The sequence below is a fragment of the Nocardia ignorata NBRC 108230 genome (assembly GCF_001612905.1).
Classification (GTDB): domain Bacteria; phylum Actinomycetota; class Actinomycetes; order Mycobacteriales; family Mycobacteriaceae; genus Nocardia; species Nocardia ignorata.
Map to the genome: position 1 here is coordinate 230,476 of NZ_BDBI01000009.1, position 12,612 is coordinate 243,087.

At 68.3% G+C, this 12,612-nt stretch carries 11 protein-coding genes; 5 read left to right on the forward strand and 6 right to left on the reverse strand.

Annotation, left to right across the window (positions count from 1 at the left end; genetic code table 11):
- Positions 1-44: 44 nt before the first annotated feature.
- Genes NI2_RS08620 through NI2_RS08640 form a run of 5 tightly spaced genes read right to left on the reverse strand, consistent with a single transcriptional unit; the run spans position 45 to position 5,820 of the window.
- A complete protein-coding gene (locus NI2_RS08620; RefSeq protein ID WP_067488347.1) occupies positions 45-953 on the reverse strand; it encodes a universal stress protein in 909 nt (302 codons plus the stop codon).
- A gap of 50 nt (positions 954-1,003) precedes the next feature.
- On the reverse strand, positions 1,004-2,506 hold the full coding sequence (locus NI2_RS08625; RefSeq protein ID WP_067488209.1) for a bifunctional aminoglycoside phosphotransferase/ATP-binding protein: 1,503 nt from the start codon (positions 2,504-2,506) through the stop codon (positions 1,004-1,006).
- A complete protein-coding gene (locus tag NI2_RS08630) occupies positions 2,503-3,246 on the reverse strand; it encodes an SDR family oxidoreductase (RefSeq protein WP_067488211.1) in 744 nt (247 codons plus the stop codon). The genes NI2_RS08625 and NI2_RS08630 overlap by 4 nt, the downstream gene beginning before the upstream one ends.
- 46 nt (positions 3,247-3,292) lie before the next feature.
- Positions 3,293-5,593 carry a phosphoenolpyruvate synthase gene (gene ppsA, locus NI2_RS08635; RefSeq protein WP_067488213.1) on the reverse strand — a complete coding sequence of 767 codons (2,301 nt, stop codon included), beginning with the start codon at positions 5,591-5,593 and terminating at the stop codon, positions 3,293-3,295.
- A gap of 23 nt (positions 5,594-5,616) precedes the next feature.
- Entirely contained in the window at positions 5,617-5,820 is a 204-nt protein-coding gene (locus NI2_RS08640) for a hypothetical protein (protein ID WP_067488215.1), read from the reverse strand.
- A 322-nt stretch (positions 5,821-6,142) separates the two neighbouring features.
- Here NI2_RS08640 and NI2_RS32970 point away from each other — a divergent pair, with 322 nt between their 5' ends.
- The 3 genes from NI2_RS32970 to NI2_RS08650 all read left to right on the forward strand — a co-directional run bounded on the left by NI2_RS32970 (position 6,143) and on the right by NI2_RS08650 (position 8,795).
- Positions 6,143-6,505, forward strand: a complete 363-nt coding sequence (locus NI2_RS32970) for an MmpS family transport accessory protein (RefSeq protein ID WP_084476175.1) — start codon at positions 6,143-6,145, stop codon at positions 6,503-6,505.
- 607 nt (positions 6,506-7,112) lie between these two features.
- The gene (locus tag NI2_RS08645) at positions 7,113-7,781 is read left to right on the forward strand and encodes a DUF2267 domain-containing protein (protein ID WP_067488218.1); all 669 of its coding nucleotides are present in this window, start codon (positions 7,113-7,115) and stop codon (positions 7,779-7,781) included.
- Positions 7,782-7,808: 27 nt separating this feature from the next.
- A complete protein-coding gene (locus NI2_RS08650; RefSeq protein ID WP_084476179.1) occupies positions 7,809-8,795 on the forward strand; it encodes an Acg family FMN-binding oxidoreductase in 987 nt (328 codons plus the stop codon).
- A 394-nt stretch (positions 8,796-9,189) separates the two neighbouring features.
- On the opposite strand, the gene NI2_RS08655 is transcribed toward NI2_RS08650, so the two are convergent.
- Entirely contained in the window at positions 9,190-9,750 is a 561-nt protein-coding gene (locus NI2_RS08655; RefSeq protein ID WP_067488220.1) for a flavodoxin domain-containing protein, read from the reverse strand.
- Positions 9,751-9,932: 182 nt separating this feature from the next.
- Between NI2_RS08655 and NI2_RS08660 the strand changes: the two genes are divergently transcribed.
- Both NI2_RS08660 and NI2_RS08665 read left to right on the forward strand, forming a co-directional pair.
- Positions 9,933-10,841 (forward strand): ABC transporter ATP-binding protein, encoded by a 909-nt coding sequence (locus NI2_RS08660; RefSeq protein ID WP_067488222.1) that lies wholly within the window; start codon positions 9,933-9,935, stop codon positions 10,839-10,841.
- Positions 10,838-12,445, forward strand: coding sequence for an ABC transporter permease (locus NI2_RS08665; RefSeq protein WP_067488224.1), 1,608 nt, complete (start codon positions 10,838-10,840; stop codon positions 12,443-12,445). The genes NI2_RS08660 and NI2_RS08665 overlap by 4 nt, the downstream gene beginning before the upstream one ends.
- Positions 12,446-12,612 lie beyond the last annotated feature (167 nt).

Genomic DNA, 12,612 nt, shown 5'->3' on the forward strand with positions numbered 1-12,612 from the left:
TGATCCGAAGGATCGACGGTCACGGCGCGGGCCGTGCGGTCGGCTCAATCGTGGTGGACCACCATGACCGGGCATTGGGCGTGTTGCACGAGCCAGTTGCTGGTCGACCCGAGCAGCAGGCCCCGGAATCCCCCGCGACCGCGGCTGCCGACGACGACCAGCTGCGCGGTCTGTGACCATTGGGCCAGGTTCTCCCGTGGCCCGAACAGCTCGATCTCGCGGCGCACGACGACCTCGGGGAATCGCTCGGACCAGCCGGCCAGTCGTTCGGCCAGCAGTGCTTCCTCGGCGACGGCGAAGCCCTCGATCGGCATGTCCAGGTAGCTGGTGCCGCCGAACTGTCCTTGCGACAGATCGCTCCAGGCGTGCACCGCGACGAGCTCACTACCGCGCTGTGACGCTTCGGCGAACGCCGCACCGATGGCGGGTTCGCCGACGCTGCTGCCGTCGACACCGACCACGACCGGCCCGCTGCGTCGATCCGGATCCGGCCCGCGCACGACGACAACGGCGCCGCGCGCGTGCGCGGTCACCGCCAGCAATGTCGAACCGAGGTGGGCGATCGTGCCTGCGGTGTCGCGCATGCCCAGGACTAGCAGATGCGCGTGGGCCGAGGCGTCGATCAGCGTGCGGGAGGGGTTGCCGGTGGCCAGTTCGGTGGTGACCGTGATCGCCGGTGCCACGGCGAGGGCGTCCGCGCGGGCGGCGGTCAGCATCTTCTGCCCGGCCAGCCGGATGTCTTGCATCGTGGCGTAGATGAAGGCGTCGTAGGCGCTGCGTGGGGTGCGATCGGCGATCGGGTTGGTGCAGTGCACGATGTGCAGCCCACGGTCACGGTCGGCGGCGGTGCGCGCCGCCCAGGCCAGGGCGGTGTCGGATCCCTGGGATCCGTCGATCCCGACGACGACCGCCGCCGTGGCCGACAGGTGGGGGTGGTCGCTGTGCTCGGTCATGGTCGTCTCCTGGAATCGGGGTGTCTGTTCGGGCCGGCGGTTGGCGGTGATCACGCTGTCGAAGCCGTGGCCGGGCAGGTCGGTGGGCCGCACCAGGTGGCGTAGGCGACGGCGACGGAATCGGTGAGTTCACCGCTGGTGTCCACGACGACAGCGTCGGGCCAGTCGGTGGCGGCGGCTGCCATCGCATCGGCGGTGTCGACGGAGGCGTCGGATTCGCCACCGCGGCGCGCGCGGATCCGTTCATGGGCCAGATCGCGCGGGCAGACACATCGCAGCTCAACCAGATCGGCGTGCACTTCCTCGGCGAGCGTGCGGGCGCGGGCACGGTCGGCCTCGCCGGTCCAGCTCGCATCGAGAATCACCGGAATGCCGCGCGCCAGCAGTTTGCGCGCGCGATCGACAAGGGTGTCATAGACCAGGGCCTTGTTGGCTGCGGAATATCGTCCGGCCCCGAACCGGCCGATATCGCCGTCGACTTCACCAGTAGCTGCGAGTTGTCTGCGCAGGTGGTCGCTGCCGAGCACCACTGCTCCGGTCCGCTCGCCCAGTCGCGCGGCGACGGCCGATTTCCCGGTACCGGGCAGCCCGCCGATCACGGTCAGGCGTACTGCCCCGGCGGCCAGGTGGCGGGCGGCGATGCCGAGGTGGTTGCGCAGTCGCGCTGCGGCGGCGGGGTCGCCTTGCCCGGCGCGGATCAGATCGACTTTCGCGCGCACAGTCGCCCGATAGGCGATGTAGTGATTGCGCAGTGAAGCCGGTGCCGGATCGTCGGTCGCGGCAAGGTAGTTGGTGAGGAACTGGGCGGCCAGCTCGGGGCGGCCCAGGAATTCGAAGTCCATGGCGAGGAAGGCGATGTCGTCGAGGCGGTCCACATAGCGCAGTCGATCGTCGAAGTCGAGGCAGTCCAGCACCCGGAAACCGTCGGACAGGTCGAAGATGTGCTCGGCGAGCAGGTCGCCATGTCCGTCGACGATGCGGCCTTGGGCGATCCTGTCGGCAAACAACGCGGCCCGCCCGTCGAGGTAGCGCATCGCCTGGTGATCCAACTGGTCCACCAGCTGCGGATCGACGAGGTCGGCGGGCGCGGCGCGTAGGGGATCGAGCAGGGTGCGCCATCGCCCGCGCACGCCGTCGGCTGTGCCCGCGCGATCGACGTCGGGGCCATGTGGCGCCTGGTCATGGAACCCGACCAGCAGCTCGACAAGTGCGGCAAGGTCGGTCGCAGAAACCGTGTTCGCGACCAGCAGGGCCGAGAGGCGACGGTGTTGGGGCATGCGGCGCATGATCAGCACGGGCTCGCCCGGTCCACCTTCGGGGTCGTCGAGGTTGGAGACCCCCAGATAGACATCCGGGGCCAGCCGGGCGTTGAGCGCCAGTTCCCGCGCACAGGCCTGTTCCCGCAGGGCTGGGGTGCTGAAATCGAGGAAGTCGGTGCGCAGCGGCTTTTTCGCCTTGTAGGCACGCGTCCCGCACAGCAACACCACACCGGTGTGGGTCTCACACACCTGCGCCGGGGCCGGCGGTGCGGGCGCCGCATCGGCGGGGTTCATGAGGGCAGGACCAGCGAGGCACCCGCGGTCGCGCCGCCGTCGAGGACGAATTCCGAGCCGGTGGAGAAGGTCGCTTCGGTGACGATGAACCCGACCATCGCCGCGACTTCCTCGGGTTCGCCGAAACGCGCCAAGGGTTGTCCTGCGGCGATACTCGGGTCCATGTCCGCGGTCATCGGGGTGCGGATGGGTCCTGGGTGTACCGAGCACACCCGGATGCCGGCCGCGCCGAGCTCGAGCGCGGCCGCTTTGGTCAGCCCCCGCAGGCCCCATTTGCTGGCGACGTAGCCCGCGATGCCGGAGTAGCCGATGAGACCGGCCGTGGAGGACACGTTGACGATGACACCGCCACCGGCGGCGCGCAGACGCGGCGCGGCCAGGTGCATGCCCAGCCAGGACCTGACGAGGTTCACGTCCAGGACGTGGCGGAACTGTGAGGGCGTTTCGGTTTCGACGCCACCGAAATCGACGATGCCGGCGTTGTTGATCAGTACCGCGAGCGGACCGAAGTTCGCTTCGGCGTCGTCGAGCACCAGCCGCCATTCGTCCTCGTCGGTGACGTCGAGGTGGCGAAACATCGCTTGGGGGCCGATGGCGGCGGCGGTGTCGCGTCCGTCGTGTTCGAGCAGGTCGGCGACGACGACGCCGGCGCCGGCCTTGGCCAGGGTGTGCGCGACGGCCGCGCCGATGCCGCGTGCGCCGCCGGTGACGACGACGCTGCGTCCGGTCAGATCGGTCATGATGATCGAGCCCTTCTTGTGTGGTGTTTGTGGATGCGGGGGATGATCAGGCTGGGGACGCCGTCGCGGTGTGGGTGAGTGCGTGGTCGAGCAGGACTCGGCGTTCCGCGGCCGCGACGGCCCGGCGTGTGGCGGCGACGGCGTCGGGGGTCACCGACACCGACGTGATGCCCATGCGCACCAGGTGTTCGGTGAAGGCGGGCCGGTTCGACGGCGCCTGCCCGCACAGCGAGGAGGTGATGCCCAGCCGTCGCGCGGTGGCGATGATGCGCGCGATCGCGTCGAGCACGGCGGGGTCGGCTTCGTCGAACAGCTCGGCGCACTGGTCGGAGTCGCGGTCGACGCCGAGCATGAGCTGGGTGAGGTCGTTGCTGCCGATGGAGACACCGTCGATGCCCATGCCGACGTATTCGGGCAGCCAGTGCATCACCGAGGGGACCTCAGCCATCACCCACCGGTGCAGGCCGCGCTGGTGACCGAGTTCGCTGGCGTCGATGAGTTCCAGGCAGGCTTCCAGTTCCCAGCGGGTGCGCACGAACGGGATCATCACGTGCAGGTTCGGGCACCGTGTCCGGGCTCGGGCCAGGGCGGTGAGTTCGGCGGTGAACAGGTCGGGTTCGCGGATGTAGCGGTAGGCGCCGCGGTAGCCGATCATCGGGTTGTGTTCGACGGGTTCGTACTGTTCGCCGCCGCGTAATGCACGGAACTCGTTGCTGCGGAAGTCGGTGGTGCGATAGATCACCGGGCGCGTGCCGAACGGTTCGGCGATACCGACCAGTGACTCGCTGAGCCGGTCGACGAATTGTTGCTGATGCCCGTGGGCGATCAACTCACGCGGATGACGGCTGTCCAGGGCGCGAGTCAGCAGGGTTTCCGCACGCAGGAGACCGACACCGTCGACATCACCGGCCGCGACCGTGGCCGCAATGCCGGGGGCGGCGAGATTGACATAGATCTTGGTGGCGGTCGGCTCGGTCGCGGTGGCGGGCGTGTCGGTGCGGGTAGCGGGCCGACGGGGCGACATCTCGGTCATGCCCGCGCTGACCTGCCCGGTGGCACCGTCGACGGTCACCGCCGCGCCGTCGGTGAGGGTGGTGGTCGCGGTGCGGGTGCCGACGATGCAGGGAATGCCGAGTTCGCGTGCCACGATCGCGGCGTGGCAGGTCATGCCGCCGCTGTCGGTGACCACGGCCGCCGCACGCGACAGGGTCGGCAGCCAGTCCGGGTTCGTCATCGGCGCGACGAGGACCTCGCCGTCGCGCAGCCGGTCGCCCTGCTCGGGGGAAGCCAGGACCCGCACGAGTCCGGCGGCCACACCGGGCGCGGCTCCGATGCCCTGGATCAAGGCCTCGCCCCGGACCGCACCAGGGTGTGAACTCGTGGTGGCGTCGGTCGGTGTGGTGATCGGGCGGGCCTGCACGATCCACAGGTCGCCGTGGTCATCGAAGGCCCATTCCACATCCTGAGGGACGCCGTCATGGTGGGTCTGCACCGACAGCGCCAGCCGGGCGACCGCGCGCACCTGTTCCTCGGTCAGCACCGGGCCGGTGGTGTCGGCGGCACCGAGCTCGACGCGCCGGTCGCCGTCAGGACCGGAGACGACGGCGTAACCCTGGTGTCCCACACGGGTTTCCAGCAATGTCGGGCCCGCGGCGTCGAGGAGGTAGGTGTCGGGTTCGACGGCGCCGGAGACGACGACCTCGCCCAGCCCGCGGGCGGCTTCGACCACGACGCGGTCGCGTCGGCGTGTGGTCGGGTCAGCGGTGAACGCGACACCGGCGGTGCGGGCATCGACCATGGTCTGCACGACCACCGCCATCACCGGTTGCCCGGCCATCCCGCGCCGGGCCCGATAGGTCAGCACTCGGGGAGTGAACAGCGACGCCCAGCAGTCGACCACCGCGGAAAACAGTGCCTCGGTACCGCGAATGTTGGTGTGGGTGAGGTTCATGCCCGCAAACGATGCGCCGGCGCTGTCCTCACCGATCGCCGAGGAGCGCACCGCGACCGCCACGTCGTCGCCGAGTGCCCGGTAAGCGACCTGCACGGGCTCGCGCAGGCTCTCGTCCACGCCGATGCCGTGGACGAGAGCCTGCATCTTCTCGCACAGACCAGTCAGCGTGGCGGGGTCGCTAACGGCGGTGAGGGCACGATCATGAAGGTGAGCCAGTTCCGGACCAGCGGGGCTGTCGGTGAGCGCGTGCTCGTAGGAGGCGGCCAGAATGACCAAACCCGGCGGCACCGGTAGGCCGGCGGCGACGAGTTCGCCCAGATTGGCGCCCTTGCCGCCGGCCCGGTCGGCGTCGCCGATTCGCAATTCACCCAACTCGGTGACGAACTCGCCCATCGGGTACCTCGATCCGCTCGGATTCACTGGTCTGTTCCCAGCTTCGGCCGCCACCGCTGGGTCCCGATACGGTCGAAGGTCCCGGCTGGACGGGCATTGGTCCTGCGCGGCCCCACCGGGCCTCGGTGGGACCGTCCGAGCCAACGGGCCGCGACGATCGTCGCGAAGAGGTCGAGCAGCATCAGGTCGACGGCTTCGCGCGCGACCTCGGCGCCCGGGGCGCGCATAGCGAAGCCGATATCGGCGCAGATGTTTGGCCGGTCGTGCCGGTTGTTCCCATGCGACCTTGACCACTGGGCGCCAGCTGACCATCCGAGTCGCAGCCACGGTTTGTCTCCTCGAACTGCGGGTGCGGCTGGGGAACCGACGAATACTTCATCGGGCTCGCCCCCGATATCACAGTCTCTGTGGCACGTTTTGGCGTCGACATTCGGGACTTGTCATACAACGTGCGCCAATTGTCCGAGGGAGATAATTTCTTTCACTGTCACTGAACGCGCCCTGATAGCATCGAGGCGACAATGTCGTCTGTCGTGAGGAGCGGTTCTCATGCATCGATTTTCAGTCATCGTAGCAATCGTGACCGCTGTCGCCGTTCCGCTGACAGCTTGCAGTGACACCGGCACCACTGGTGGCGGTGAAATCACGTACAAGGTGGGCGGTACAACGCAAGCGTCGATCACCTACACAGACGGTGGAACGCAGACTTCGCAAGAAACCGAGGCGCAGATCCCTTGGGAAAAAACGGTTTCGACGAAATCCGACGCAATCGTGTACCAAGTGAGTGCACAGAACAGCATTCCTGGAAGCGATTCGGTTACGTGTGAGATTCTTCTGGATGGTAAGAGCGTCAGCGCTAACGAAGGCAAGGGTGAGTTCGCGATCGCTTCCTGCCAATACACGCCGGACTAGTTCGCAGGTATCGCGCGCGGACCCCCACCTCGGCCAGATCGCGCACGAGCAATGTCCAAATACCGTCGAGCGGCGACTGGCCCGGAGCGTAGTGGCGGGAGGTGAGGTTGAAGCTGCGGTACAGGGGAGGGGGTGGTGGGGCGCGGCTCATTCGTGTCGGATTGCGATTTCTGCCGAGACGTCGGGCAGAGGCCGGGGCAGGGGCGGTGGCCTAACGAGTTGGAGCGGTTGCGGGATGAGGAAGTCGTGCAGCGGTTCGCCAGGGTGTCGGTGATGGGGCGAAGCCTGGGGTGTACAGGGCCATCGCTGCTCGGTTTGGACAGTTGGTGCCCATGTCGCCCGACCGCGTCCTGCGCTTCGCTCGACCCACGCGCCATAGCGGCTTCTTCCGCTGGCCGGATGGCTGCGGACTTTCCGTCGAAAAGCAGACCGGACTAAAGCCGAAATGCCCGACCCTGGAGAACAAAGATCACGACCGCAGGCAGGGCCCGCAGGGGACTGGTTGACGACCAACGGCGCCCCGGTCGAGGACGCTGGGCCCTGGTCGCCCACGCCCCGTGGCTGGTCGAATCGAAGAAGCCAGCCACTGCGACGATCAGGAGAAACCATGCCCAACAACCATGATCCACTGGCTCCGACGGTCCACATCGCTCATGTGTGGCTGCGCGTGGTCGCCGACAGTCTCGACACCGACGACCACCGCTTCGCCCTGCGGGCGGTGCGCGCGTGGCTGCATACCGTGCGTGATCGGATCGGCATCGACAGCTCGGCGCACCTGAGTGCCCAGCTGCCCGAACTGCTGCGCGGGATCTACTACGAAAACTGGGTACCCAGCCACCTCCCGGTTCGCCACGCGCTGCATCCTTTCATCACACAGTTCGCCCGGGAAGCCGACATCGACCCCGCGGAGGTACCCGCTGTCGTGGCCGCGGTCACCTACGCGCTGGAGGAGAAGTTCTCACCGGGCCTGCTCTCGCGCGTGTTCGCCGGACTGCCGATCACTCTCTACCGCCTGCTGTACGGGGCGAGCTCCAACATCGCGGGCGAACTGCACCTGCCCGAGGACCTCGGTCCCGACACCCAGCCCGCACCCGACCGGCTGGCCCGGCTCGAACAACACACCACGACGCTGACCGAGGCCGTGCTGGCGCTCTCACATGGTCTCGAGCAGTTGCCGACCGATGCCGCCGGCTCCTCCCGGGCCGCCGAGGCGGCCCGCCGCGCCCACGATCTGCTGCTGGCAGGTGAGGCCGCCAAGAGCCATCGACCGGCATGACCATAGCCGAGACGAACGAGGCCACCGATGACGAACCAGCAAACCCCTGACCTGGCCACTGTCCGTGCGGTCTTCGAGCGTGCGGCGCGGGCCCCGTCGCTGCACAACAGTCAGCCCTGGCACTGGTATTGGGACGGATCCGAGGCCGCGCTGACGGTGGATTCCACACGGCTGCTGCCCGCCACCGACGCGTTCAACCGGGAGCAGGTCCTCGGTTGCGGGGTGATGTTGCATCATGCCGAACTCGCGTGGGCCGCAGCGGGCTGGGACACCCGGACCTCGCGGTTTCCCGATCCGACCGTGCGCGCGCACCTCGCCTCGGTGCGCCCGGTCGCAACACATGCTCTCACCGAACCCGAACAGCTGCTCGGTGCGGCGATCGATCACAGATACAGCGACAGGACCGCGATGGACCCACCCTCGGAGTGGGTGACCACGCCGAAGGTGCTCGAGTTCCTCGGACACCGATCCCACACCGAGGTCACCTTCCTCGATGACAGCGGTGTCGCCGAGCTGCGCCGGATATCGGAACTGACGACACGGTTGCGCCGCTACGACCCGAAATACGGTGCCGAACTGAACTGGTGGAGCACCAGCCACGACCTGGGTGGCGCGGGCGTCCCCGCGACAGCACGTCCCTCGGCTGCTGACCGAGCTCATGTTCCGTTGGGCCGCCAATTCCCGGCCGGGACCGCCGAACCGCCGGAAGCCCGTGCAGACGATGCGGCCCGGATCGCGGTGTTGTCCACCGAGGGCGATGCGGCCCCAGACTTGCTCGATGCCGGTTACGCGCTGTCGGCGGTGCTGCTCGAGTGCACAGCCCAAGGCTTGTCGACCTGCACCGTGTCCCACGTCGTGGAGGTGCCGTCGGCGCGGGCCATGCTCGCCGATCTCATCGGCCATCGCCACCCCCAGGTATTGGTGCGAATCGGCACCGCGTGTTCGCCGCCGCCGCCGCGGACTCCGCGCCGCCCGATCGACGCCATCATAGAAATGCGCCCCCGACACGGGTGAGCGAACGACCCCAGCGGCAGTCGAATTCGCCGCTGGGCCAGACCCGGGTGGGGCGGTCGCGGGTGCCCTGACTCAACGACCGCGTCGTGAGGGTCGGGTCAGGCTAGTGGCCGAGAACCTCTATCGCGGTGAGGATGGTCCACAGTGGGGCCGGAGTCGTTCCAGCCGACGGCGCGGATGGTATGCACCGCCAGCACCGCACCGCCCAGACGTCGCGCGCATCGGGCGACATTGATCCCACCACCTCCCGCGGACCGTGCGCACCCGCACCCGCGCACGCGTTTTCCCTTCCGGCAGCAGTCGGTCGACATCGAGCGACAGATCGACCGTCGGGTTGATCGTGAACGTGGCGATGACGCTCGACTGCTGCGCGCTGTAGCCATGCTGTCCTCGGTCAGGGATGGTCGGTGGTGATCGCCCGGGCGTGGGGCAGCTCGAGAGCGTGGGCGATCCGGTTCGTCCACTGACGCACTGCCTGCCAGTCACGCAGGTCGCCGTAGCGGGTGCCGCCCAGCAGTCGAAACATTGTGCGGGCCCGCCACGACACCCCTTCCCGCTCGTACTTGCCGGCGAAGGCGGCGTAGTCGCGGGGATGCAGTGCGCCGATTACCGCCCCGATCTTGCGGGGGATCTGGCGGCCGGCCCACCGTCCGATCGGCCCACGCAGGGCGGGCCCGAGCCCGACAGTGAACAGCCAGACATCCATGCCGCCCAAGGCGGGCAGGTTGGCCCGGATGTAGGCCGATGCCTGCGGCAGCAGATCCATGTCGTGGATGGCGCTGCCGATCACCACGGTGTCGACTCCGGTCAAATCCGGTGCGTGCTCGATGTCGTGCAGCTCGGCGCGCGCGCCACGCGAGGCCAGTTCCTCGCAGATGTATTCGGCGATGTCGCGGGTCGAACCCTGCGCGGTGGCGAACAGGACCGCGACGCGGGGTGCAGATGTTGTGGTCATGACCCTCAGCCTCGCTGCCCGGAGCCGTCTGCGGTCAGAGCCGTGATACCCACAACCCAGGGACCAATGGCACCGACAGCCCCAGCAACCGCGCGGGCGGGGGGCGGGCGGTGACCAACGCGCAGCGGTGCGGGACCTTCGACTCTCCTCGCCAGCGTGAGTCCGGGGCGACGATCACAACCATGACGCACCAACCCGCCATCGCTGTTTCCCGGCTGAGCAAGTCCTTCGGCGCGACCGCGGCACTGGACACACTCGATTTGACCGTCCAGCACGGTTCGGTGCACGGATTCCTCGGACCGAACGGGGCAGGCAAGACGACCACGATCCGGATCCTGCTCGGGCTGTTACGCGCAGATACAGGAACCGCCCGTGTCCTGGGCTGCGATCCCTGGGTCGACGCGGTGGCCGTACACCGTCGGCTGGCGTATGTGCCCGGCGAGGTCACCCTGTGGCCGGGAATCACCGGCGGGGAGACCATCGACCTGCTCGCCAACCTGCGCGACGGCATCGATCCACGCCGACGCGCGGAACTGCTCGACCGGTTCGAACTCGACCCGGCGGTCAAGGCCCGCGCCTACTCCAAAGGCAACCGCCAGAAGGTTGCCCTGATCGCGGCGTTGGCCTCCGACGCCGAACTGTTGCTGTTCGACGAACCCACCGCGGGCCTGGATCCGGTCAAGGAGATGCAGTTTCAGCACTGCGTCCGCGAGCTCGTCGCCCAGGGCCGCACGGTGCTGCTGTCGAGCCATCAACTCGCCGAAGTCGAGGCGCTCTGCGATGCGGTCACCATCATCCGGCGCGGCCGCACCGTGGAGACCGGCGCCTTAGCCGAGCTCAAGCATCTGCGCAGCACCTCGATCGAGGTCCAGACCCAGCGGCCCGCCTCGGCCCTGGCCGACCTGCCCGGCGTGCACAACCTGGTCATCACCGGCACCACTGCCCGCTTCGAGGTCGACACCGCAGACCTCGATCATGTCCTGCGTGCGCTGACCGACCTCGGCGTCATCGCCCTGACCAGCAGCAAACCGGCGTTGGAGGACATCTTCTTGCGGCACTACACCGGTGACCAGACCGTGGCTCCGTCATGACCACCGTCGCCGCGCACCCCGAAACCGCCGGAGTGTCCACCCTGATCCGGTTCATCCTTCGACGTGAACGCCGGATCCTGCCGTGGTGGCTGGCCGGGGTGGCGGCGTTGATGGCACTGCAGTCGGTGTCGAGCCAGAACTTCTACGACACCCCGGCCAAGCTGGCACAGCTGCGCGCCACCATGGCAGCCAACGCCGCCGTGGTCGCGATGGGCGGCCCGACCCGCCTGCTGCAAACAGTCGGTGGCGAAGTCGTGTTCGAAGTCTTCGCCTATCTCGCTGTCGTGGTCTCGTTGATGAACATGTTCCTCATCGGCCGCAACACCCGCACCGATGAAGAACTCGGGCGAGCCGAACTGATCAGATCGGCGCCGGTGGGCCGGCACTCGACCATCCTCGCCGCCCTGATCACCGCGATGATCGCCAACTGCGCGGTCGCGGTGATCGTGTCCGCGACCGCCGCGGCGACCGGACTGCCAGCGGCCGGGTCAGTGCTGGTGGGGGTATCAGTCGCCGGTATCGGATTCACCGTCGCCGCGGCCACGACCGTGGCCGCCCAAATATTCGAAAACCCGCGCACCGTCTACGGCGCCGTCACCGCCCTGATCGCGGCCATGTATGTCGCGCGAGCCGTCGGCGACGCCGGCCGGGACGCACTCGCCTGGGCCTCGCCGATCGGCTGGGGACAGCGCACCTACCCCTACGTCGATGACCGCTGGTGGCCGGTAGCGCTGTTCGCCGCAACATCAGCGATACTGATCGGGGTCGCGTTCGCGGTATCGCAACACCGCGACTTCGGCGCCGGACTTCTCGGCTACCGGCCCGGACGCGGCTCGGCCTCGGTGCTACTGGGTTCGCCTCTGGGCCTGGTATGGCGGCTGCAACGCGGCCCCGTACTCGGCTGGGCGACAGGCGCTTTCCTCCTCGGCGCCGCCTACGGTTCTTTCGCCGACAGCATCGAGCAGTTCCTGGCCGACAATCCCGACCTCGCCACCTACATCGGAGCAGACGCCCCACGCGAGGCCGTCGACTCCTACCTCGCGTTCACACTCGCCATCAGCGCGCTGCTGGCCGCCGCATGCGGAATCGCCGTCGTCCTGCACGCGCGATCGGAAGAGTCCGCCGGACGTTCGGAACTGATTCTGGCGGGTCCGGTCGGGCGCGTGCGCTGGCTCACCGGCTACGTAGCCGTGGCATCGACCGCCACCACGGTCGTTCTCGCCGCCGGCGGACTCGGTGAAGGACTCGCCCACGGCATACGGACCGAACAACCAGAGCAGGCCCTGCGCCTGGCAGCATCGGCGCTCGGATACCTGCCGGCTGTCTGGGTCCTCGTCGCCGCCACCGCCACGATCCTAGGATGGGCGCCCGATATCGCGGCCGTTCTCGGCTGGACCTATTTCACCTATGTCACTGTGGCGTTGCTGTTCGTCGATGCGTTCGACCTACCCGGATGGCTCGCCGGAGCATCACCGCTGCGCCACACCGCGCCCATCCCACTCCAACACCCGGACCCAGCGGCGAGCGCGATCCTGCTCGCGGTGACCGCCGCCGCGACCGGCATCGCCTGGGCCGGGATACGACATCGTGACGTAGGCCGTTGACGCCCGCCCCCATCGTGGCGGCACAAACACACGCCTCCTGCGCAACGGCACCCGAAAGAGCAGTTCGGCCGCTGATCGTGGACCATTTCCTCTCACCAACGCCGACAGCACCCGCGAGGATCGAATCACCGGCCGCGCAGACAGCCTGGTCGCCGCATCGCCTACCT